21 protein-coding genes are annotated in these 21,874 nt (G+C 70.7%); 12 read left to right on the plus strand and 9 right to left on the minus strand.

The window, feature by feature from the left end; all coding sequences use genetic code 11:
- The first annotated feature begins 6 nt into the window (after positions 1–6).
- A complete protein-coding gene (yczR, locus tag AB0L06_RS17575) occupies positions 7–1,398 on the plus strand; it encodes a MocR-like transcription factor YczR (protein ID WP_500232047.1) in 1,392 nt (463 codons plus the stop codon).
- Between the two features lie 22 nt (positions 1,399–1,420).
- Here yczR and AB0L06_RS17580 read toward each other — a convergent pair whose 3' ends face one another.
- From AB0L06_RS17580 to AB0L06_RS17600, 5 genes are all read right to left on the minus strand, one after another.
- A complete protein-coding gene (locus AB0L06_RS17580; RefSeq protein ID WP_500232048.1) occupies positions 1,421–2,920 on the minus strand; it encodes a helix-turn-helix domain-containing protein in 1,500 nt (499 codons plus the stop codon).
- A 199-nt stretch (positions 2,921–3,119) separates the two neighbouring features.
- Entirely contained in the window at positions 3,120–3,401 is a 282-nt protein-coding gene (locus AB0L06_RS17585; protein WP_500232049.1) for a hypothetical protein, read from the minus strand.
- Positions 3,402–3,598: 197 nt separating this feature from the next.
- Positions 3,599–4,744 (minus strand): acyl-CoA dehydrogenase family protein, encoded by a 1,146-nt coding sequence (locus AB0L06_RS17590; protein WP_500232050.1) that lies wholly within the window; start codon positions 4,742–4,744, stop codon positions 3,599–3,601.
- Between the two features lie 107 nt (positions 4,745–4,851).
- Positions 4,852–5,886, minus strand: a complete 1,035-nt coding sequence (locus AB0L06_RS17595; RefSeq protein ID WP_500232051.1) for a hypothetical protein — start codon at positions 5,884–5,886, stop codon at positions 4,852–4,854.
- Between the two features lie 336 nt (positions 5,887–6,222).
- Entirely contained in the window at positions 6,223–6,420 is a 198-nt protein-coding gene (locus tag AB0L06_RS17600; protein WP_500232052.1) for a hypothetical protein, read from the minus strand.
- A gap of 159 nt (positions 6,421–6,579) precedes the next feature.
- Here AB0L06_RS17600 and AB0L06_RS17605 point away from each other — a divergent pair, with 159 nt between their 5' ends.
- The 7 genes from AB0L06_RS17605 (at position 6,580) to AB0L06_RS17635 (ending at position 11,874) form a co-directional block, all read left to right on the plus strand.
- Complete coding sequence (locus tag AB0L06_RS17605; RefSeq protein WP_500232053.1) at positions 6,580–7,044, plus strand: MarR family winged helix-turn-helix transcriptional regulator; 465 nt, start codon at positions 6,580–6,582, stop codon at positions 7,042–7,044.
- 189 nt (positions 7,045–7,233) lie between these two features.
- The gene (locus AB0L06_RS17610) at positions 7,234–7,824 is read left to right on the plus strand and encodes a TlpA disulfide reductase family protein (protein ID WP_500232054.1); all 591 of its coding nucleotides are present in this window, start codon (positions 7,234–7,236) and stop codon (positions 7,822–7,824) included.
- Between the two features lie 222 nt (positions 7,825–8,046).
- Positions 8,047–8,250, plus strand: coding sequence for a hypothetical protein (locus AB0L06_RS17615; protein WP_500232055.1), 204 nt, complete (start codon positions 8,047–8,049; stop codon positions 8,248–8,250).
- 163 nt (positions 8,251–8,413) lie between these two features.
- The gene (locus AB0L06_RS17620; protein ID WP_500232056.1) at positions 8,414–8,956 is read left to right on the plus strand and encodes a MauE/DoxX family redox-associated membrane protein; all 543 of its coding nucleotides are present in this window, start codon (positions 8,414–8,416) and stop codon (positions 8,954–8,956) included.
- 25 nt (positions 8,957–8,981) lie between these two features.
- On the plus strand, positions 8,982–9,569 hold the full coding sequence (locus AB0L06_RS17625; protein ID WP_500232057.1) for a TlpA family protein disulfide reductase: 588 nt from the start codon (positions 8,982–8,984) through the stop codon (positions 9,567–9,569).
- A complete protein-coding gene (locus AB0L06_RS17630; protein ID WP_500232058.1) occupies positions 9,566–11,434 on the plus strand; it encodes an ABC transporter ATP-binding protein in 1,869 nt (622 codons plus the stop codon). The genes AB0L06_RS17625 and AB0L06_RS17630 overlap by 4 nt, the downstream gene beginning before the upstream one ends.
- A complete protein-coding gene (locus AB0L06_RS17635; RefSeq protein ID WP_500232059.1) occupies positions 11,431–11,874 on the plus strand; it encodes a S26 family signal peptidase in 444 nt (147 codons plus the stop codon). The genes AB0L06_RS17630 and AB0L06_RS17635 overlap by 4 nt, the downstream gene beginning before the upstream one ends.
- A 53-nt stretch (positions 11,875–11,927) precedes the next feature.
- On the opposite strand, the gene AB0L06_RS17640 is transcribed toward AB0L06_RS17635, so the two are convergent.
- Together AB0L06_RS17640 and AB0L06_RS17645 are read right to left on the minus strand one after the other, a co-directional pair.
- Positions 11,928–13,730 carry a bifunctional metallophosphatase/5'-nucleotidase gene (locus AB0L06_RS17640; protein WP_500232060.1) on the minus strand — a complete coding sequence of 601 codons (1,803 nt, stop codon included), beginning with the start codon at positions 13,728–13,730 and terminating at the stop codon, positions 11,928–11,930.
- Positions 13,731–13,959: 229 nt separating this feature from the next.
- Positions 13,960–14,976, minus strand: coding sequence for an ArsR/SmtB family transcription factor (locus AB0L06_RS17645; RefSeq protein WP_500232061.1), 1,017 nt, complete (start codon positions 14,974–14,976; stop codon positions 13,960–13,962).
- A gap of 427 nt (positions 14,977–15,403) precedes the next feature.
- Here AB0L06_RS17645 and AB0L06_RS17650 point away from each other — a divergent pair, with 427 nt between their 5' ends.
- The gene (locus tag AB0L06_RS17650; RefSeq protein WP_500232062.1) at positions 15,404–17,065 is read left to right on the plus strand and encodes a M20/M25/M40 family metallo-hydrolase; all 1,662 of its coding nucleotides are present in this window, start codon (positions 15,404–15,406) and stop codon (positions 17,063–17,065) included.
- Positions 17,066–17,237: 172 nt separating this feature from the next.
- On the opposite strand, the gene AB0L06_RS17655 is transcribed toward AB0L06_RS17650, so the two are convergent.
- Positions 17,238–17,660: a hypothetical protein gene (locus AB0L06_RS17655; protein WP_500232063.1), complete on the minus strand. Its 423-nt coding sequence runs from the start codon at positions 17,658–17,660 to the stop codon at positions 17,238–17,240.
- Between the two features lie 340 nt (positions 17,661–18,000).
- Positions 18,001–18,903: a LysR family transcriptional regulator gene (locus AB0L06_RS17660; protein ID WP_500232064.1), complete on the minus strand. Its 903-nt coding sequence runs from the start codon at positions 18,901–18,903 to the stop codon at positions 18,001–18,003.
- A 71-nt stretch (positions 18,904–18,974) separates the two neighbouring features.
- Here AB0L06_RS17660 and AB0L06_RS17665 point away from each other — a divergent pair, with 71 nt between their 5' ends.
- The 3 genes from AB0L06_RS17665 (at position 18,975) to AB0L06_RS17675 (ending at position 21,753) form a co-directional block, all read left to right on the plus strand.
- Positions 18,975–19,364, plus strand: coding sequence for a RidA family protein (locus tag AB0L06_RS17665; protein ID WP_500232065.1), 390 nt, complete (start codon positions 18,975–18,977; stop codon positions 19,362–19,364).
- Between the two features lie 104 nt (positions 19,365–19,468).
- Positions 19,469–20,866, plus strand: a complete 1,398-nt coding sequence (locus tag AB0L06_RS17670; protein ID WP_500232066.1) for a serine hydrolase domain-containing protein — start codon at positions 19,469–19,471, stop codon at positions 20,864–20,866.
- Positions 20,863–21,753: a GNAT family N-acetyltransferase gene (locus AB0L06_RS17675; RefSeq protein WP_500232067.1), complete on the plus strand. Its 891-nt coding sequence runs from the start codon at positions 20,863–20,865 to the stop codon at positions 21,751–21,753. Before AB0L06_RS17670 ends, AB0L06_RS17675 begins: the two co-directional genes overlap by 4 nt.
- Positions 21,754–21,874: the final 121 nt, after the last annotated feature.

Here is a 21,874-nt window from a genome sequence, read left to right on the forward strand (position 1 = left end):
GGTCCGGTGAAGATCAGCTCGCACACGGCCGCGCGCATGCTGGGGACCTGGCAGGAGGGGCCCGGACCGGCGCACCAGCGTCTCTCCGACAGGCTGCGCCTGCTGGTCCTGGACGGACGGCTCTCCCTCGGCGCGACGCTGCCGGGCGAACGCGACCTCGCCGCCGCGCTCGGCACCAGCAGGACCACCGTCGGCGCCGCGTACCGCACGCTCGTCGAGCACGGCTACCTCGCCACGAGGGAACGCGCCCGGGCGACGGTGCGCCTCCCTCAGGACACGCCGTCCGAGCCTCCGGCGAGCACGGACCCGGCGACCATCGACCTGTCGTTCGCCGCCCCACCGGCGCCTGTCGAGATCCTCCACGCCGCCTACGCGGCCGCCCTCGAACGGCTGCCGCGGCACTTCGAGCGGCACGGATACGACCGCCACGGCATCGCCGAGCTGCGCGAAGCGGTCGCGGGCTGGTACCGGCGCAGAGGGCTGCCCACCGCGCCCGACCACATCATGATCACCAACGGCGCGCAGCACGCGCTCGGTCTGCTCGCGCGAACGCTCCTGGCCCCACGTGACAGGGTCCTGATCGACCATCCCACCTACCCGCACGCGATCAGGACGTTCACCGACGCGCGCGCCCGGCTCCTGCCCGTAGCCCTCGGGACGTCCGGCTGGGACACGGCGCAACTCCACGCGGCCGGGCGCGAGGCGAACCTGGCCTACCTGATTCCCGACTTCCACAACCCGACCGGGATGTGCATGTCCGCGAGCGAGCGCCACCGGCTCAGGCCGTCCTGCCCCACGATCATCGACGAGACCATGGCCGATCTGGCCCTGGACGGCGCCGGACCGGAACCCTTCGCAGCGCACATGCCGACCGCCATCAGCGTCGGCTCGGTCTCCAAGAGCATCTGGGGTGGCCTCCGCATCGGCTGGATCCGCGCCGTCCCCTCCCTCCTGGAACGCCTCGAACAACGCCGTCCCGCCACCGACCTCGGCACGCCCGTCGTCGAACAGCTGGCCACGGCCGTCCTTCTCGAACAGGGCCAGACCAGGCGGGCCGACATGCTGCGGCAACTGCGGTCGCAACGCGACGCGCTGTCCCACGCGCTCGCCGAGCACCTGCCGGACGTCCACGCACCGCGACCGGCCGGCGGCGTCACGCTCTGGGCGACGTTCCCCGAGCCCATCAGCTCCCGGCTGGCGGCGATCGCACCGGACCACGGAGTGACCATCGCGGCCGGACCGCGCTTCGGGATCGGCGGGGCCTTCGAACGCCACGTCCGCCTGCCGTACACGCTCCCGTCGGCTCAGCTCGCCGAGGCGGTCCGCAGGCTCGCGCGGGCGCGGCTGGCACTCGTCCAAGGCGCCACCGGAACCCACGCCCCCGCACCGGTCGCCTGAGCGTCGCCACGCCTTGCCTTGTCTAGGACGCCGTGCGGTCGCCGGGGTGGCGTCCCTGGTCGGCGATCCGGATGGCGAGCTGCATGTCGCAGAGCGCAGAAGGCGCGTTGAGCAGGGACCGCTTGAGGATCTGCTCGATGCGAAGGATCCGTTTGCGTGTCGCCGGGACCGAGAGCTGCAGTGAGTCCGCGGTGCTGGGCAGGTGTCCGTTGTGGCTCAGCCAGATCCGCAGGGTGTGCAGAAGGCGCGGATCACTACCGCTGATTTCGGACAGGCGGTTCCGGGCCCAGCGGGTGACGTGCGGTGCGTCGAGGAGCCGATCCAGGGACAGGTCGTCGAGCATGTCGGGGTGCCCGGCCTGCCGGGGTTGGCCGAGGAGACGTTGCGCGAGGTGGAGTTCGGACAGGACGGCGAGGTCGTTGAGGTCGCAGTCGAGGAGGTCGGCGATGAGTCGCAGCCGGGCGGTCAGGGTGTTGCGGTGGATCTTCAGTTGCCGGGCCGCTCGCGTGGAGAAGGCCAGCCAGGAGGCGAGGGTCGCCTGAAGCTCGGCGGCGCCGGGATCCTGGGCGCGGCGGGGGCGGTGATCGAGCAGCGGCTGGACCCGCCTGGCCGCCCACCGGCCGCCGGCCGGGCCGATCAAGGCCGCCAACTCGTCGCGCGGGCTGAAGGTCGCGCACAGTGCGCCGGTGTTCCTGGCGACCGCGAGCGCATGGAACGCCTGTTCGTACCCTGCCGCGATGTCACGGAGCGGCACAGCCTGGCCCGCGCCCACGTGGCAGTGCCTCCGATCCGCCGCCAGGTTCCGCAACGCCTGGTCCAAGGGATCAGGCGTGTCCTCGGGCCCTGGCGGGGCCAGGACGATGAGGTGCCGTGTGTACACGGGGCAGCGGACCAGCCAGACCCGGCCCTGTGCGGCCCGCTCGCACTCGAGGAGGCACTCGTCCCTGAGATGAGGCGGGCATTCGATGACGTAGAGGCGTATGACGTCGGGAAGAGGCAGGCCGAGGGCTCCGGTGACGCGCCGGGCCCCGTCGAGATCCCCGACCAGCAGGAGTTGCAAAGCCGCTTCCTGGCTCTGCACGTTCGCCAGCTCCACCTGATCGCGGTGTCGTTGGAGTTCTTCCAGCCGCCACCGTAGCCACAGATAGCCGGAGGCGTCCGAGATCAGTTTCCGATGCCGGGGAGTGAAGGGTTTTCCACAGGCGGCGATCAGTGTGATCCGAGGATCCTCGCCGCCCGCGGACGAGACCCACACGGCATGTGATCCGATGTCCACGGTCGCGGATGTGGCCTTCCCCGCGGTGACGCGCTGGATTCCCTCCTCCGCCTGCGCCAGGAGATTCGTAGGACGCCCGGGGGATGACTGAAGGGGCGTTCCGTTCGCGTCCGCCAGCACGACATGGCCGTTGAGCTGCAGCGCAAGCCACTGCAGCAGTGCCTGTGAACCGTTCGGGCCCATCACCAGCCGCCGTACCGTCTCGGACTGGCTGGCCTGTCGCCCGTCGTCGAAACCGGCCGTCATCTCGCATCGCCTCTCCACCGAAGACCCGTCGACCGTTTCTACCCCGAGATGTCCCGCCCAGGCCCAGGGAAATCCCAGAAGACGTCGCCTTCTCCGCTGCGGCCCCGCCCATGCCGGCCTGCTGACCGCGCGGCCTCCTGGACGCCATCCGCGCCTCGCATCGGACCCCGGCCTGCCGCAAGCGGGGGTGACGGTGCGGTCACGGCAGGTGGCATCCCACTGACGCAGCAAACAGAAACCGACCCCAGCGGTCGCTGTGCAAAGAGGTCATTGAGCGGTGAACATCAAATTCGATACGCTTGTCAAAGTTGATCAATCGGCGTGGTGCGGTGAAAGTTCCGATCTTGATGGAAAGCCGCTCGAGCGTTTCGGTGTCGATGTCAAAGCCGAGGTGGAACGGGGAGCGCGACATGTAGAAATTCCGCCGCGTCGCTGCTGCGCCGGTGGTCAGTGCGGGCTTGGCTTTTGGCCCGGGAGCCATGCATGAATCTGCTCCTCGTTGCGTGCAATGGGACTGCCTACCGGCAATGGTGCTGATTCCAAGAACGGGCCGAGTGTCCGCGGGAGGCAGCCCTGGCGCGGCCTTCGGCTTTGAGTGCCACGACGATGCCCGCCCCTCGGGGGCGGGGCGGGCTGCTCGTCGGCTGAAGGTGCTCCCTGGGAGCACGGCACGCTCGCCTACAGGCCGAGGCGTTTGGCGGCGATCTCGTTCATGATCTCGGTGGTGCCGCCGCCGATGCCGAGGATCCGGATGTCGCGGTAGTGGCGCTCGACCTCGGACTCGCGCAGGTAGCCCATGCCGCCGTGCAGCTGGACGGCCTCGTTGACGACGTTCTCGCAGGCCTGGACGGCCGTGTTCTTGGCGAAGGCCATCTCGGTGAACACGTCCTCGCCCGCCACGTAGCGCTCGGCGACGTGCCGTGTGTAGACGCGCGCGACGTCCACCTGCCGTGCCATCTCGGCGACCTTGTGCCGGACGAGCTGGCGCGACGACAGCGGACGCCCGAACGTCTCCCGGTCGCGCACCCAGCGCAGCGTGAGGTCGAGGCACCGCTGCGCGTGCGCGTTCGCCTGGACGGCGAGCGAGAGCCGCTCGGCCACGAAGTTCTGGACGATCTGCACGAACCCGCTGTTCTCCGCCCCGACGAGGTTGGCCACCGGGACCCGCGCGTCGGTGAACGACAGCTCGGCGGTGTCGGAGCAGAGCCAGCCCATCTTCCGCAGCGATCGCGAGACGGCGAACCCGGGCGTGCCCTTCTCGATGACCAGGAGTGAGATGCCGCCGAACCCCGGCCCGCCCGTCCGGACGGCCGTGGTCACGAAGTCGGCCCGGACACCGGACGTGATGTACAGCTTGGACCCGTTTACCACGTAGGAGTCGCCGTCCCGGACGGCCGTGGTCCGCAGCCCCGCCACATCGGACCCGGCGTCCGGCTCGGTGACGCCCAGCGCGCCGATCATCTCGCCCGCCAGGGTCGGTTCGGCGAACCGTCCGATCAGGTCCCGGTCGCCGGACGCCACGATGTGCGGAAGCGCGATCCCGTGCGTGAACAGCGAGGCCACCAGGCCGCCCGACCCGCCCGCGTGGATCATTTCTTCGGCGACGATCAGCGCGTCGATGACGGACCCGCCCTGGCCGCCCGCGTCCTCGGGGAACCCGATCCCCAGCAGCCCGGCCTCGGCCGCCGTCCGGTGCAGCGACCGCGGCAGTTCCCCGGCCTCCTCCCATCCGTCCAGGTGGGGGAGGACCTCGCGCTCGGTGAAGTCCCGCACCATCTTCCGCAGCGCCGTCCGCTCGGGAGTGCTCCACACGTCGTCCGCCACGGCCGCCTCCACCTCGATACCGAATCAGATTCGGAACCTAACACGCCGCCCGGCCGGGAAGCACCCGCCGCCTCGCACGCCCGCGTCCGCGGCGGGGGGACGGAGGTTCAGTCGTGCTCGCTGTACTGGACCTCGTCGGTGTGGCTGAACCTCCCGACGATCAGGCGGCGGGTGAACTCGCCTCCCTCGCGGATCTTGTCGGCGTTGACCGCGTAGGTGAACTGCTGGCCGAGGCGCAGGCGGCGCCCGTTGATCGTCACGGGGCGGCGGACGGTGTAGACCGCGCCCCAGGGGCACGCGAAGTAGCTGCCGAGGAGCCCGCCGGTCTTGTCCCGGGCGTAGTCGATCGCCCCTCCGCGCCTGGCCGCGTCGATCTCGTCCTGGATTCGCAGGGTGGTCACGGGCGCGGGATCGAACTCCCACAGCTCCTCGATCGACCGCTGGGCCTGGGGGTTCTTGCGCCACCTGGGACGCGCCTGCGGCGCGGTCAGGCACCAGGGGTCGAACGCGGACGAGTCGGGCGTCGGGAGTTCCCGAATGGGCAGCCTGTTCCCGCGGGCGTCGGCCTTGACGGTGCCGTGCCGCGCGATGAGCGTCGGCATGGCGGTGAGCTGGCCCAGGCGGTGGAAGCAGTCCAGCGCGCACCGGAGGCGTTGCTCGACCGCCTCATGCAACCGCGGCTCGTGGGCGGCGTTGAGGAGTCCGTCGGCGTAGTCCGCCGCGGTGGCTCCCTCGGCGGCGAGCTGGTGCAGCCGACGGAGGTCCGACCGGTGTTCCTCGGTGTCCTGGACGGACGCCTCGAGCGCCCCCAGCGCCACCTCGGCGTGCATCCGGATGATCCGCACGGCTTCCAGCATGCCCCGCAGGTGCGGCAGCGGACGCGGCTCGGCCTCCGCCCAGTCCGGAAGGGCCGCAGGCAGGCGGACGACGCCGACGACGTCGAAGCCCGGGTTCCCGGCGGCCTGCCGCGCCCGCGACGTCCACGGCTCGACCTGGTCGAAGCACGCCGTCACCTGCGTGTGCGTGACCGGCGGGACGTACCCGGCCGTCCTCGGGTCGGCGGCGTAGTCGGCGTCCAGCAGGTTCTCGCCGATCGACTGCAGGACGAACGCGTTCCACGAGCACAGCAGCTGGCCGGACACCCCGGGCTCCACCTGCCACAGGTCCGCGCCCTCGGTGGCGAGCCGCTGGCGAAGGGCGGTCGATGGCAGGCGCGTGGAAGCGGCCAGACACGCGAGGGGCGTTCGACCTCTTCGACACGGTCGGGCTCGGTCAGGCGCGGGACATGGAGGGGGGCGCTGGGCGGGCCTGGACGCGCTGGGCGCCGCCGACTACGACGCCTGGGGTGGCCGGCGCCGCACGTCGGGATGGCGGATCCGAGGTGCGACGCCGGCGGGGACCGCCCTGTGGGCAGGGCGGGGCTCGGGAGGCGGGCGGCGGAAGCCCGGCCTCAGGAGCCGAGAGGCGGGAACCGGGGGTCAGGAGCCGAGGAAGAAGAAGATGACGCCGCCGACGACGTGGGCGATGACGGTGAGGATGCCGACGGCCCAGAACAGCTTCTTGGCCGTGGGGTGGTCGAACTGGGAGCCCGCCTCGGCCGGCGCGGCGGAACGCTTGAGGGCCTGGTCCTCCAGCTCGTCCAGGGACGGCAGGAAGGACGGTCGCTTGAGGGACATCCACTCTCCTCAGGGCGCTGGGACGGCCGTCGGGGCGACGGTTCCGGCGGGGCGGGCGCGTCCGGCGGACCGGACGGTCTCTGTTGACGCGCAAATGGTTGGTGTACAAAACATTGCAGTACTATCTTTCTACCCCACAAGCGCGTGTCTGGAGGAACCGTGGCCGGTGATCTGCGCAACATCCCCAACCCCCTGGCGTTGGAGAACCAGGTCTGCTTCGCCCTGGTGGTGGCCTCGCGGACCGTTCTGGCGCACTATCGCCCGATCCTCGAGCCGATGGGGCTGACCCACCCGCAGTACCTGGTGATGCTGGCGCTGTGGGAGCACCGCCAGCTGTCGATCAAGGAGCTCAGTGGCCTGCTCCAGCTCGACCCGGGCACGCTGTCGCCGCTGCTCAAGCGGCTGGAGGCCGCCGGGCTCATCCGCCGCGAGCGGGACGTCCGCGACGAGCGCCTGCTGGCCGTCACGGTCACGTCCGCCGGTGAGGCCCTGCGGAAGGAGGCGGAGAGCATCCCCGCCATGGTCATGGAGCGCCTCGGCATGAGCCTGGACGAACTCCAGGACCTGCACCGCACCCTCACCCGCGTCATCGCCGCCGCCGGCCCCGGCGACGCCACAGTCTGACCCGCGACGACATCGCAGCCCGGCCTGGTGTGCGGCCGGGCCTGTCGGCGGCTCCGGCTGCCACGGCACCGTTCTGATCGTGCCGCCCCGGGCACTCCCACTACGCGGAGTTATCTTAAAGGCATTTCTCTCTGAAGTGTTGATAAATCCGCCATTGCGGTCTGGCGGCCGCTGGGTGATCATGAACGAGTGGCCGCGGCCCACCGGTTCCGTTCGGTTCTGGGAGAGGAGCCATTCGTGGTATTCGCTGTTGTCGTGCTGGTTCTCGTCGGCATTGTCGGCGTCCTGAACCTGGCGATCCTCCTGACGATGCTCCGCCGGTGGCGGGAGATGGAGTCCGCAGGTCCTCCGGCCACTGGATCCGAAGGCCAGGCCCGGATGATCTACCGGATTCCGAATTTCTCGGCCCGAACCCTCGACGGAACCAGTGTCTCGGAAAGGTCCCTTCTCGGGAAGGAAACCCTTGTCGGATTCTTCTCTCTGACATGCAAGGCATGCCTCGACTCCGTTCCCGTTTTCGCAGATCACGCGGAACGGCTCCGGGGCGCCGGAGGGACGTCTCTGGCGATCGTCCACGGAGTCGACGCGGCCGGCAGTCCTCTGGCCGTGACGCTCCGTGACGCCATGGACCTGGTGATCGCCGAGGACGAGAAGGGCGAACTGTCGCGGAGGTTCGGGGCCAAGAACTACCCCTCCTACGCCTGGTACGACAGCAGCGGCAGGGTGACTTCGGCCGGCGTCGGCGTCGCCGCCCTGCGGACCGAGATGGCCGTCCCCTAGACGGCCGCGGTACCGAGCCATCCCGGTAGCGATCGAGGCGCCTTCCCCTGGGGGCGGTCGACCTTCCGGACTCCATGGGCGTGCTCGACCGTGCCACAGCCCTGGCACGGTCGGGCCCCCGCCCCCCAATGCCCCGTGGGCCACGTCCGCCGCGTTCAGCCTGACCCGGCGGTACTCGGCCTGCGCGGAAATGAACCACCCACCCCCTAGCAAGGAGGACCCATGCTGAAGAGCATGACCGACCGGATCGCCCGCACCGTCGAGGCGATGCTGCCCACGACCACCGCCGACGCCGGCTGCCCGCCGGACACCTACACGGAGTACAAGATCGTCGGCGGCGACTGCTGTGCCCGCACCTGCTCCTTCACCGCCAAGTGCGCCCTGGTCTGCGGTCCCTGGGACTACACCGCCAACTGGCACTGCTGATGCCGAACCCGCTCATGTGACACCCGCTTGAACGCCGTGCGGCCGTCCACCCCGAGGACGGCCGCACGGCCCGGCGAGGACGCCCGAACCGGGTGGAGGACGCCCTGCCCGAAACGGGGGAGGGTGTGTGAAACTTCCGGTGTCCCCTCACCCAGGAGCATCCGTGCTGTACGTATCGCTGTCCTGCCGGCTCGAACTGGCGCTGGTGATGACGCTCGCGGCGGTGGCCAAGCTGCGGTCACCGGGTGTCTTCGCCGCCTCGCTGAAAACCTTCGACTTCATCCCCGCGTGGTCGCGCCGTCCGCTGACCTGGCTCGTCCCCGCCGCCGAACTGCTCATCACGCTCCTGCTCGCCCTGCCCGCCACCGTCACCGTGGGCTTCGTCGCGGCCGCGGTGTTCTGCGCCGGCCTGACGGCGATCCCGACCATCGTCGTGGCCCGCGGGGCGCAGGTGAAGTGCGCCTGCTTCGGCGCCAGCGAGGTGCCCATGAGCGGCTGGCACATCGCCCGCAACGCGGTGCTGCTGGCGGCGGCGGTCGCGGGCTCGGTCGCGGCCTTCTCCGCGGGCGGCGCCTTCCCCGGCGAGGTGCCCGGGATCCTGCTGGCCGTGGTCACGGCGGGCCTGCTGACCGCTCTGACCGTCTTCGTCGACGACATCGCCGCGCTCTTCCAGGCGCCGGTCACGGCCGGGGACCGCGGCCGGTGAGCCGCGGGAGCCGGAAAGGACATCTGTGGAACTCCTCGTCGCCGGGCTCGTCCTGGCCACGGTGCTCACCGCGCTGAACCTCGCGCTGACCCTGGCCCTGGTGCGCCGCTGGCGCGCCCGCATGAGCGCTCCGCCGACCGAACACGACCACGATCACGGGCACGATCACGGGCGGGCCGGACGGGAGCCGGAGCTGGGCATCGAGCCCGGCGACCGGATGCCCGCCTTCACCGCGACCACCATGGACGGCACGACGATCGGCGCCGACGACCTGACCGGACGTCCGACGCTGGTCGCCTTCATGTCGCTGGACTGCTCGACCTGCGACGAGAGCGTCCCGGAGCTCGCCGAGCGGGCACGCCTTGTCAGGGACGTGGGAGGACACGTCCTGGCGACGGTGGTCGGGGTCGACGCGTCCGCCAGCGAACTGGCGGCGAGGCTCGCCGCCGTCGCGGACCACGTCGTGCCCGAGTTCCTTGACGCGCCCGTCGCGACGGCGTTCGGGGTGCGCTTCTACCCGGGGTTCGCCTACTACGGGCCCGACGGGGTCGCGACCGCCGCCGGCCTCGGCTTCGAGGAGCCGGCCCAGACCGCGCTGCCCTCGCTGCCGTGAGCGGCGCCGACGTCACGGCGGAGCAGCACGTCTCTGTCGTCCGCGGGATGAGGACGGCGTACGCGCTCGCCTGGCGGGCCTGTCCCGGGACGCTGGTCCTCCAGCTCGTCATGGCCGCGGTCGGCGGCGTGGCCCCGGTCGCGACGGCGTGGCTGACCAAGGCCGCGCTCGACGAGCTCACCGCGTCCCACCCCCGGATGGGCGCGCTGGTGTGGACGGCGTCCGGCATCGGCGCCCTCGGCATCGTGATGGCCGCCGCCTCGGCCGTCACCACCTACGCGCAGGGACGCGCCCGGCGGGCCGTCGGCCTGTTGTCCCAGGACCGCGTCTTCGCCGCGGTCAACCGGATGAACGGGCTGGCCCGCCTGGAGGACCCGCGGTTCCACGACCGGCTGCAGCTGGCCCAGCAGTCCGCCGAGCAGGCGCCCGACCAGCTCGTCCGGATGGGCCTGTCCACCCTGCAGGGGACGCTCGGCATCACCGGTTTCCTCGGCACCCTGCTGGTGATCAATCCGGTCATGGCCGGTGCGGCGCTGCTGGCCGCCGTCCCCGCGATGGCCGCCCACCTGGCGCTGAGCCGCCGCCGGGCCGGGCTGCTGTGGCGCACCAGCCCCGTCATGCGGCGCAAGCTCTTCTACCAGATGCTGCTGAGCGACCTGCAGGCCGCCAAGGAGGTCCGCCTGTTCGGGCTGGGCGGATTCCTGCACGGCCGGATGCTCACCGAACTGCGCGCCGCCAACGACGCCGAGGACCGGCTGGAGCGCGGCGTCGTCCGCGTCCAGGTGCTCCTGGCCGCGCTGGGCGCGCTGCTCGCGGCGGGCGGACTGCTCTGGGCCGTCCACGCCGCCGCCCAGAGGACGATCAGCATCGGCGACGTGTCGGTCTTCATCGGCGCGCTCGCCGGGCTCCAAGGCGGCCTCGTCATGCTCGTCCAGGGCGTCGCGATGGGACACCAGTCCGCCCTGGTGTTCCACCACTACCTGACGGTCGTCGGCGCCGAGGACGACCTGGCCCCGCCCGTGTCGGAACGCTCCCGCGGGCTCTCCCCGCTGGCCGGCGCCATCGAACTGCGCGACGTGTGGTTCCGGTACGCCGAGGACGGTCCGTGGGTGCTGCGCGGCCTGAGCCTCACCATCCCGCACGGGACCAGTCTCGCCGTCGTCGGCCTCAACGGCGCGGGCAAGAGCACGCTGGTCAAGCTGCTCTGCCGCTTCTACGACCCGCAGCGCGGCGCCGTCCTCTGGGACGGTGTCGACATCCGCGACATCCCGGTCGCGGACCTCCGCCGGCGCATCGGCGCGGTGTTCCAGGACTACATGGACTACGACCTCACCGCCGCCGAGAACATCGGCCTCGGCGACCTCGACGCCATCGACGACCTCGACCGGATCCGCGCCGCCGCCGAACGCGCCGGGGTCGACGAGGTCGTCGAACGCCTTCCGGCCGGCTACCGGACCCTGCTGAGCCGGGTGTTCCGGGCGGGCGACGAGGAGGACGAGCAGGTCACCGGCGTCCACCTCTCCGGCGGCCAGTGGCAGCGCCTCGCCCTGGCGCGCGGTCTGATGCGCCAGGGCCGCGACCTGATGATCCTGGACGAGCCCAGCTCCGGCCTGGACGCGATGGCCGAGGCGGCCGTCCACGACCGCCTTCGGGAACTGCGCGCGGGCTCCACCAGCATCCTGGTCTCCCACCGGCTCAGCGCCGTCCGCCGGGCCGACCGCATCGTCGTCGTCGAGGACGGCCGGATCCTGGAGAGCGGCGACCACGCGGGCCTCATGGCGTCCCCGGACGGCGCGTACGCCCGGCTCTTCACCAGCCAGGCCGAGGGCTACCTGGAAGACCCGGCCCCGGTGGCCGCCGAATGACCGGTCCCCTGGCCCGGGCCGCCGTCGTGGCGCTCCCGTTCGCCGCGGCGCTGGCCGCCCGTTCCCTTCTCTCCGCGGTCACCGTCCAGGGCGGCAGCATGACGCCCGCCCTGAACGACGGCGACGTCCTGCTCGTCCTGCGTCACCGCCGCCGGGCCCGTCCGGGCCGGATCGTCGTCGTCCCGCGGCCCGACCCGTCCACCGGATGGGCCGAGGCCCCGTCCCGGACCGCCTGGTACGTCAAACGGGTCATCGCGGCCTCGGGCGACCCCACGCCGTCCTGGGTGGCGGGCGAGCAGCCCGACCGCGTCCCGCCGTCCATGCTCGTCCTGCGCGGAGACCACCCCCGCTCGGAGGACTCCAGGCAATGGGGCCTCTGCCCCGCGGACCAGATGTACGGAGTCGTCCTCTTCCGCCTGAGAACGGCTCGCGAGGGCTAGCCCCGCCGCCCCTGTGTGCCCGTACGGGGGCGCGGGCACACAGGGGCGGGCGGTCAGAAGACCGGGGTGCCGTTGCGGGTGAGCTTCCAGTTCTCGGTGTGGAAGCCGGCGGGGTCGATGGTGCCGGACGCGGACGCGTAGGCGACGATCGCCTCACGGATGGCGACCTGGGCGTTGTAGACCACGGGCGCGGTGCTGATGTGCGGGAAGCCGCCGCCTCCGGACTGGCGGTAGTTGTTCACCGCCACGACGAACTTCTGGTCCGCCGCGATCGGCGCGCCCTTGTAGGACAGGTTCGCGATCCGGGAACCGGCGTCCTTGGAGATGTCGACCTCGTAGTCGACGCCCGCGAACTGGTCGTAGTTGTAGTCGGGCCGGTTGGCCTCGTTCGTCCACGACGCCGGGTCGACGGGCGCGTCCGGGGCGGTCTTCTTGAAGTACTGCGCCGAGTACTCCAGGTAGTCCTTGATCTGCGCGCCGGTCAGGACGCTGCCGAGCAGGGTGTTGTCGTAGATGTAGAGCCCGGCGATGTCCCTGATGGTGACCTGCCCGGCGGGGAAGGTCGCGGCGCGGCTGAAGGGGGCCGCGATCGACAGCACCGGCAGCGACGCGTACTCGGTCCCGGCGATCGCCTCGGTGACCTTCGCGGTCTGGACGAGCTGGACGTAGTCGAGGATCGCGGTGTCCTTCCAGCAGGACTCGGCCGCCGACAGCGCCTGGGTGGAGGTCGCCACCTTCTGGTTGACGTAGCCGACCACCGCGTCGTGCTGCTTCTTGACCAGCCCGACGATCGCCGGGTCCTCCTGGACGGTGTTGGTGTTCACCGTCGTGGCGGACTTGCCGGTGACCGTCCAGCGGCCCTTGTCATGGGTGAGGGTGAGGTCGAAGACCGACAGCCGCTCGCCCCAGCACTTGGGCTCGCTCATGACCACGCTCTGGCCCGTGGTCTTGTTCGTCACGTACCGGACGGGGATGTCGAGGTGCGCGTGGCCGAACAGGATCGCGTCGATGCCGGGGACCTGCTCGGCGACCATCGCCGAGGCGTTCTCCACCGGAAGGTCGGTGCCGTAGGACGACAGTCCGCTGTCACCGGCGTGGGCGCTGACGATCACGACGTCCGCCCCCTGGGCGCGGATGACCGGCACCCAGCGCTTGGCGGTCTCGATCAGGTCGAGGAACTCGAGCTTGCCGGAGACGTTCGCCTTGTCCCAGATCGCGACGCCGGGGTTGGTGAGGCCCAGCAGCCCGACCTTGATCGGCGGGTGCCCGTCCACGTGCATCCGCTTGATGACGTACGGGTGGAACGCCGGACGCGTCGTGCCCGCGTGGACGGCGTTCGCGGCGAGCGCCGGCGCGTCCATCTGGCCGATCCACTTCTCCAGCATCGGCAGCCCGTAGTTGAACTCGTGGTTGCCCAGCGCCACGGCGTCGTAGCCGATGGCGTTCATCAGCCGCGCCATCGGGTGGACGTCGCCGGTCTTGGTGATCGGCTCGACCGTGGCGTAGTAGTAGCCGAGCGGGGTGCCCTGGATGGTGTCGCCCGCGTCGAACAGCAGCGTGTGGTCGCGTCCCCGCTTGGCCCGGATCTGCTCCACCAGGCTCGACACCCGGGCGAGGCCGACGACGTTCCCGGCGCTGTCGGAGTACGCCGCGTCGGTGTAGTAGTCCCAGTTCACCGCGTGGCTGTGCAGGTCGGACGTCCCCATCACGGTGATGGTGACCGACTTGTCCTTGCCGGGCGCCGCGGCGTTCGCCGTCCCCGGCCAGCCCGCCAGCGCGAGCGCCCCGGCGGCCGTCAGCCCGCCGAGGACCTTCCTGCGGCTCACACCGGACGACTGCTCCGCGTCGTCCGGCACACGGCACGAACACCAACGCGGCGTCGGACCGGACATGTTCCCCGCATCAACCATGCTTCACATTCCTTCTCTCAGAGGGCAAGGCGACACGATAGCCGTCCGGCATCCGGCGACAACCTGGCGGTATCCCGCAATCTTCACCGCCGTTCGTTGGCACACCTTGTCCCGCACGACCGCCCCCGGGCGCAGGGCCGGACATGGGTGTCCCCACCGGCGGCGGCCCGGCCGCTCACAGGTCTCCGGCGGGCTCCGGCGGGACGAGGGCGCCGTTCAGCAGGGAGGCTCCCAGCGGAGTGAGCGCGTGGCGGACCTGGTTGCCCTCGCGCCGCGTGGCGATGAGCCCGGCCTCGCGGAGCACCGCCGCCTGACGGCTGGCGGTGGGCAGGGGGATCGAGGCGCACCGGGCGAGCTGCGTGGTGTTGCACGCGCCGAGGGCGATCGTCTCCAGTACGCGGGCCCTCGTCCGCCCGAACAGCGCGGCGAGCGCCTTCTCCCGCCGGCCCGGAGCCAGGCCGGACGGCGTGGACCAGCGGGTCACGTCGGCGACGGGATACGTCAGCACCGGCGGCAGCTCGGGATCGAGCAGGGTGACCGGCGCGCCCCAGCAGAAGACGGACGGCTGCAGCACCAGTCCGCGGCCGTCCAGGACGATGTCGTGGTCGGCGGGGTAGTCCATTTCCAGTACCGGGTAGCTCCACCTCGCCGAGGGATGGATGCCGTCCAGCACCTTCGGCCAGCCGCCTTCGGCGTGGGCCTTGCCGCGCAGCGAGAGGTCATGCCGGACCTCGGCGCCGATCCGGTCCCACTCGGGTTTCAAGCAGACCGTGGCGTATTCGGTCACGGCGTCGGCGATCCTGCCGATCGACTCGGTGCGTCCCGCGGCCAGCCCTGTGAGCCACCCCGGGACGGAACGACCTGGATGCCGGACGGCCAGCTCCGCGAGGTCACCGTGTAACCGGGTGCGGCCGGTGCTGCGCAGGGCCTCCACGCCGTCCCGCAACGTCCCCGAAGCGGTGACGGGGGTCAAGAAGTCGACCGCGTAGCCGGCCGACGGCACCAGGTCGGTCAGCATGCGGGTCGAAGCGGGAACCCTCGGCGCGACCCGCCGCCGCCACCGCCCGAACACCGCCGCCCCCTGCGGCCTCCGCAGACGGTAGAGGCTGAGCAGCCCCTCCCACATCGCGTCCGGCCCCGCCGCCAGCCGCGTCCGCGGCAGGTCCTCACTGGTGAAATGGATCCTCAGCATCCGCACCCCTCGCCCCGCCGAGCCACGCGAACGTCCACAGCTGTCACTGTTCGTTACTTCGACCACCGATTGCCTCGATCCGGCTCGGACAAACCCCCTCCACTGGCCGGACCAGGCCACAAGCCCCGCGTCGGGGCCGATCGGTCATCGAGGAGCGGCCCGCCGTCCCCGCCATATCGGCGAATACGCCCGCGCCGGCGGAAGTGGAAAGGCATTCCAGGGATGTTCGGAGCGGAAATTAAATGCCGCTCGAATGGATGGCGCGTGGGGCTGTTGGCCGGAGAAGGTCAGTTTATGGCTGAATGGTTTTCATGGGGCCTGTTCGTGTGTCACAGTGATCCTCGTTCGGTTCTTGCCGAATGTCATTGGTGTGCGAGGGGAGAGCTGTCGCATGTCACGTCGACATCGTTGGTTGTCGCGTCCATTCATGGTGCTGGGGGCGGGGGCCGCGCTCGCCGCGGCCATCGCCACGGCGCCCGCCGGAGCCGCGCCCAGGGTCGCTGACGCCGGTCAGGGGCCGAGCTCGGCCGCGTGCGCGAACCGGGTCAACGACACGGCGCGCAAGCTGGTCGAGTGCGTCCGGACGGACGACCTGTGGCGCCATATGAAGGCGTTCCAGTCGATCGCCGACGCCAACCCGGGGCCCGACGGGCACGCGTCGCGCAACTCCGGCGAGCCCGGGTACAAGGCGTCCGTCGACTACGTCGCCAAGCTGATGCGCCAGGCCGGCTACAACGTCACGGTCCAGAAGTACAAGTTCTTCTACTTCGCCTACACCGGGGTGCCGACGTTCCGCTCGGTGTCGCCGACGCCTCACGACTACACGATCGTCAGCGAGTGGAACCCGGGCCAGAGCACCGGGACGACCTCCGCGGCGCTTCAGCCCGCGGGCGGCATCGTCATCCCGCCGACTCCGACGCCCAGCTCGGCCAGCGGCTGTTCAGCGTCCGACTTCAGCGGCTTCACGGCGGGCCGGGTCGCGCTCATCCAGCGCGGCACGTGCAACTTCGGCGTCAAGGTTCAGAACGCCCAGGCGGCCGGCGCCTCCGGAGTGGTCATCTTCAACGAGGGCAACCCGGGCCGGACGAGCGTCTTCAGCGGCAGCTTCTCGGACGCCAACGGCAACCGGATCGTGCCGACCATCCCGGTCGCGTTCACCTCGTTCGAGACGGGCAGTGGCCTGCTCGACCAGTACAACCAGGCAGTCCAGAACAACACGGCGCTGCCGCAACTGAGCATCGACATCAAGGCGAAGGTCGACCCCAACGCCGACGACTACAACGTCATCGCCGACTCCAAGGGCGGCGACCCGAACCACACCGTGGTCGTGGACGCCCACCTCGACGCGATCTACGGCGCCGGGATGCTCGACAACGCGTCCGGCTCGGCGACGATCCTCAACGTCGCGCAGCTGATGCGCAAGGCCACACCGCGCAACAGGCTGCGGTTCATCTGGTTCGGCGGCGAGGAGCTGGGCGAGCTCGGCTCGTCGTACTACGTCAACAACCTCAGCCCCACCGAGTTCAACCAGATCGGCTACGACCTGGACGCGGACGTGACCGCGACGCCGAACTACGTCGTCGGCGTGCTGGACCCGGCGGGTGTCGACCTGTTCAGCCGCGTCGTCAGCACGCAGTTCCCGCCGCAGGTGTACGAGCCCTCGAAGGTCGCGCGGGACGTGGGGATCAACTACTTCAACTCCATCGGGAAGAAGCAGATCCTGTTCTCGCCGATCGGGACGGACGCGGAGCAGTTCAACCGCGCCGGAATCCCCGCGAGCGGCGTGCTCACCGGGCAGGACTGCTGCAAGATCCAGTCGGACGTCGACATGTTCGGCGGAACCCTCGGCAACTTCGAGGGGAAGATCCCGAGCGACGACGGCGGATGCGTCGACAACCCGTTCCGGTGGTGCGACAACCTCGCCAACAACGACCCCAAGGTCCTGACCTTCATGTCCAAGGGGTTCGCGAACATGGTGGTCAACATGGCCTACGACACCAAGGTCCTGGGCGGGGCCGCCAACCCGCGCGTCCAACCCATGGCCCCGAAGGCCAGCCATCCGAGTAGCAGAGGTGCCCCGAGCAGCTGACCGATGGACGGCCCCGACGTCCGGGGCCGCCCATTCCGGTTCCGAACATGAGACGGCCCCGGCAGCCTTTCGCTGCCGGGGCCGTCCCCGTTCAGAGCCTTGCCGACGTGCGCGTCGGAGGGGCGTTCCCCTGCCGGCCTACGGCACGCGCATCAGCGTCCTTGCAGGCCGACTACTTGACGTGGACCAGGACCGAGTTCGTCGCGTGAGCGCGGTTCCAGTGGTGGTGGCGGTCCTTGGACTGGACCATGCCGCGGAAGGTGTAGTTGCCCTTCTTCGTGCCCACGTTGTAGCCGATGGTGTAGATCTGCGCCTTCTCCTTGCGGTTCCAGCGGCTTTGCGTGGTGCACTTCACGGTCGTGAACTTGCCCTTGCCGACCGAGCGCTGCAGGCAGAACCGCAGGCCAGCGAGGTGCTCGCCGGCCGAGTCGGAGGCCGCCGCCAGCTGGAGGGTGACGCCGCCGCGGGGGTGGACGGTCTTGTGGTTGGCCTTCAGGGTGAAGCTTTCCTTCGCGGAGGCCGCCCCGGCCGTGCCCAGCGCGACCGCCCCGGCGGTCGCGAGGACGCCCGCGGTGAGGATGAGCTTGCGTCGCATCAGCAACTCCTGTCTCGTTTCCTTGTGGACGAGACGTTAGATGCCTCGTTTGCGCAAGAGGTTAAGGATTAATTGCGTGACCTGCGTCACATGACACGAACTGTCTTTTCGGAAGGTGCGAGCACGACCGTCGGCCGGGCCATATCAACGTCATGTATGGACGATGAAAACGTTGCGCTTACCTTGGGCTGGAGAGCGGTGGCCGGATCGGGAAGGCCTCGGGTGAACGGAAATTCCTCTTCCCCCGCCGACCGTCCGCCGGACGCAGGCGCGCATCGAATGCGCGTGCCTCGCGGCGACCATTTCCGTATCGGAGAAACCGCGAATCACCCACGAAGGTTCAGTCGGTGCCAGAACCCGCGCTGATGGTCGTCAGCAAGTGGGAGACCAGGGGGTTCTGGTCGGATTCGCGCCAGGCCACGGCTACTCGGGTGCGGGCCGTGGCGGGCTCGATCCTGCGGAAGGCGACGCCCTTGAGGCGGATGCGGCGGATGCTGGCGGGGGCCAGGGAGACGCCGAGGCCGGTTTCCACGAGCGCGCAGATGGTCTGCCACTCCACCACGTGCTGGGCGATCCGCGGTGTGAAGCCCGCAGTGGCGCACAGGGCGATGATCTGGTCGTGCAGCTGGGGGCCGACGGCGCGCGGCAGGAGCAGGAAGGGCGAGTCGGCCAGTTGCCCGAGTCGCACGGAGCGTTGGGCGGCCAGGGGATGGGTGGTCGGCAGGACGGCCATGAAGGGCTCGCTGAGGATCGTCCTGAAACTGAGCTCCGGCTCGGGGGCGGGTTCGCGCAGCAGGCCGATGTCGATGGTCCTGTCGTGCAGGGCGGTGATCTGGGGCGCCGTGGTCATTTCCTGGATGTCCAGGTGCGCGCCGGGAAACCGTTCTCGGAACGTGCGCAGCAGGCTCGGCAGGACGGTCAGGGCGAGGGAGGCGGAGAAGCCGATCCGCAGGCGCCCGGCCTGGCCGCTGCCGACGGCCCGGGCCGCGGCGAGGCCGTCCTCGAGGTCGGTGAGGGCCCGGCGCGCGGTGGGCAGCAGTTCGCGACCGGCCGGGGTGAGGGTGACGCGTCCCGGTTCCCGGTTGAACAGCGCGTGGCCGACCTTGTCCTCCAGGCGGCGGATCTGCTGGCTCAGCGGTGGTTGCGCGATGCCCAGGCGGGCGGCGGCATGGCCGAAGTGGAGTTCCTCGGCGAGCACGACGAAGGCGTGGACCTGCGGGAGGGGGAGTTCGGGGCGCTCCATACGCCTAGGGATATCAGGTCATTCCTGTGGGCGTATTAGACGTATCGGTGCAGGCCGCCTAGCGTTCCGCCATGACAGAGCGACGTGTGGTCCTCAGCGGCTCGACCTTTGAGGAGCAGATCGGATACGCCCGCGCCGTGGTGGACGGCGACCGGGTGCACGTGTCCGGGACGACCGGGTTCGACTACGCCACCATGACGATCTCGGACGACGTGGTGGAGCAGGCGGAGCAGTGCCTGCGCAACATCGCGTCCGCGCTGGCCGAGGCGGGGTGCGCCTTCGCGGACGTGGTACGGGTGCGCTACCTGCTGCCCGACCGCGAGGAATTCGAGCCCTGCTGGCCGGTCCTGCGCGGCCGCTTCGGCGACGTCCGGCCGGCCGCCACGATGATGGTGTGCGGTCTGTCCGACCCCCGGATGAAGATCGAGATCGAGGTGGACGCGCGCCGGGCGACCGTATGAGTTCGCCGCCCCTGGAGAACAGGGTTTCCAGCCCGTACGCTGGGCCGCCCCCTCGCCCCCTCGCCGCCTCGTCGGCTTGAGCACTGAACACCTGGGAGTCGACCATGACCGACACCGCGACCACCGCGTCCCCCACTGCCGACGCCGCGCACTGGGCCGGACGCCTGGACGCGCTGGCCGTTGAGCACGGTGTGCCCGGCGCGAGCCTCGGCATCCTGTCCGGCGGTGAGATCGCCGAGGCGGCCACCGGCATGGCCAACCTCGGCGCCCGGATCGAGGCCACGACCGACACGTTGTGGCAGATCGGTTCGATCTCCAAGGTCTGGACGACGACCGTCGCGATGATGCTCGTCGACGAGGGCGTCCTCGACCTGGACGCCCCGGTCGTTTCGGTGCTGCCCGGCCTGCGGCTCGCAACCCCGGAGCTGACCGAGCAGGTCACCCTGCGCCACCTGCTGTCTCACACCAGCGGCATCGACGGTGACTTCTTCATTGACACCGGGCGTGGTGATGACTGCCTGGAACGCTACGTCGAACGCCTCACCGAGGCCGCCGCCAATCATCCGGTCGGCGCGACGATGTCCTACTGCAATGCCGGGTTCACGCTGGCGGGCCGCGTCCTCGAAAAGGTCACCGGCGTGCAGTGGGACCGGCTGATGCGCGAACGTCTCTATGAGCCGCTCGGCCTCGCCCACACCGCGACGCTGCCCGAGGACGTCCTGCGCCATCGCGCCGCCGCGGGCCACATCGGTGACCCTCTGGCCGTCACGCCGCACTGGATGCTCATGCGGTCGGTCGGATCCGCGGGCCTGATCTGTTCGACGCCCCGGGACGTCCTGACCTTCGCCCGCCTCCACCTGGACGACGGCCTGGCCGCGGATGGCACACGCCTGCTGTCGGCGGACAGCGCCCAGGCGATGCGCACACCCCAGGTCGCCCTGCCCGACACCCGCACCTTCGGCGACGCGTGGGGGCTGGGCTGGGTCCTCATGGAATGGTCGGGCCACCGCCTGTACGGCCACGACGGCAGCACCATCGGCCAGAACGCCTTCCTGCGCATCCTGCCCGACGCCGGGCTCGCGGTCTGCCTGCTCACCAACGGCGGCGACACGAAGAGCCTCTACCAGGACCTGTTCAGCGAGATCTTCGCCGAGCTGGCCGGTGTCGCGATGCCCGCGCCGCTCGAGCCGTCCGCCGAGCCCGTCCCGGACGACACGTCCCGCTACGTCGGCGTCTACGAGCGCGCGTCCACCCGCATGGAGGTGTTCGAACGCGACGGCGGCCTTGTCCTGCGCTCGGTGGCGACGGGGGAACTGGCCGCGATGCTCCCCGAGGCCGAGCGGTGGCAGGAGGAGCCTCTGCTGCCGCTGGAGCCGGGGGTCTTCGTCGTCCGGCGGCCCGGGTCGCGCGGCTGGTTCCCGGTGACGTTCTACGAACTCGCCGACGGAACCCCGTACGTCCACACGGGCATCCGCGCGACGCCCAAGGTGAGACGGGCATGACCGGCCGGTCCGAGACGGGCCCGGTGGCGCGGACGGAGGTCGCCGAGGCCCTGCGGGAGTCCGCGCGGCACGCTGCCGACAGGGCCGCGCACGCCGCGGGCGTCCAGGTGAGGGAGCTGACCGAGCTCGGCGACCTGGCCGAGGCGTCCGCGCTGATCGACCGGGTGTGGCGTCCTCCGGCTGGAAGCACGCTCATCACCCCCGAGCTGATCCGCGTGATCGAGCACACCGGCGGCTACGTCGTCGGCGCGTACGAGGGCGGACGGATGGTCGGGACGTGCGTCGGCCTGCTCGCCACCGAGGGCCTGCACTCCCACGTCGCCGGGGTCGAGGGCCCCGTCCGCGGACGCAGCGCCGGACACGCCCTCAAACTGCACCAGCGCGCCTGGGCACTGCGCCGCGGCATCACCACGGTCAGCTGGACCTTCGACCCGCTGATCGCCCGCAACGCCTACTTCAACCTGGCGAAACTGGGCGCGGTGCCGGTCGAGTACCTGACCGACTTCTACGGCGCCATGCAGGACGAGGTCAACGGGGGCGACGAGACCGACCGCGTCCTCGTCCACTGGGATCTGGCGAGTCCGCGCGCGGCCGCCGCCTGCGAAGGGCGTCCGCACGTCGTGGACGCGGGCCCGCGCCCGGTCGTCGGCCTCGATGCCAAGCCGGACGGCCGTCCCGCCGCGGGACGGCTCGACGGCGCGACCGTCCTCGTCCGGATCCCGTCCGACATGGAGGCCATGCGGACGTCCGCGCCCGCCGTCGCCCGGGAGTGGCGGCGCGCCGTCCGCGACACCCTCGGCGGCCTGATGGCCGAGGGCGCGGCCGTCACCGGCTTCGCCCGTGACGGCTGGTACGTGGTCGAACGCGACGAAGGAGACCACCGATGAAGCCCGCCGGACGCTGGACGCGGTGGCTGAGCCCGGACTTCTCTCCGCCGGTGATCGGGAAACCTTCGCCGCCGTCCGGGGCCGCTATCGGCTAATTACTGTCGTAGTGGACAGAATCGTC

The organism is Spirillospora sp. NPDC052269 (assembly GCF_040679435.1).
Lineage (GTDB): Bacteria > Actinomycetota > Actinomycetes > Streptosporangiales > Streptosporangiaceae > Spirillospora.

Coding starts and splice junctions, on each gene's coding strand:
- AB0L06_RS17580 (WP_500232048.1), bottom strand. CDS start 2,920: ATGACGGCCGGTTTCGACGACGGGCGACAGGCCAGCCAGTCCGAGACG.
- AB0L06_RS17585 (WP_500232049.1), bottom strand. CDS start 3,401: ATGGCTCCCGGGCCAAAAGCCAAGCCCGCACTGACCACCGGCGCAGCA.
- AB0L06_RS17600 (WP_500232052.1), bottom strand. CDS start 6,420: ATGTCCCTCAAGCGACCGTCCTTCCTGCCGTCCCTGGACGAGCTGGAG.
- AB0L06_RS17615 (WP_500232055.1), top strand. CDS start 8,047: ATGCTGAAGAGCATGACCGACCGGATCGCCCGCACCGTCGAGGCGATG.
- AB0L06_RS17635 (WP_500232059.1), top strand. CDS start 11,431: ATGACCGGTCCCCTGGCCCGGGCCGCCGTCGTGGCGCTCCCGTTCGCC.
- AB0L06_RS17645 (WP_500232061.1), bottom strand. CDS start 14,976: ATGCTGAGGATCCATTTCACCAGTGAGGACCTGCCGCGGACGCGGCTG.
- AB0L06_RS17650 (WP_500232062.1), top strand. CDS start 15,404: ATGGTGCTGGGGGCGGGGGCCGCGCTCGCCGCGGCCATCGCCACGGCG.
- AB0L06_RS17655 (WP_500232063.1), bottom strand. CDS start 17,660: ATGCGACGCAAGCTCATCCTCACCGCGGGCGTCCTCGCGACCGCCGGG.
- AB0L06_RS17660 (WP_500232064.1), bottom strand. CDS start 18,903: ATGGAGCGCCCCGAACTCCCCCTCCCGCAGGTCCACGCCTTCGTCGTG.
- AB0L06_RS17665 (WP_500232065.1), top strand. CDS start 18,975: ATGACAGAGCGACGTGTGGTCCTCAGCGGCTCGACCTTTGAGGAGCAG.
- AB0L06_RS17670 (WP_500232066.1), top strand. CDS start 19,469: ATGACCGACACCGCGACCACCGCGTCCCCCACTGCCGACGCCGCGCAC.
- AB0L06_RS17675 (WP_500232067.1), top strand. CDS start 20,863: ATGACCGGCCGGTCCGAGACGGGCCCGGTGGCGCGGACGGAGGTCGCC.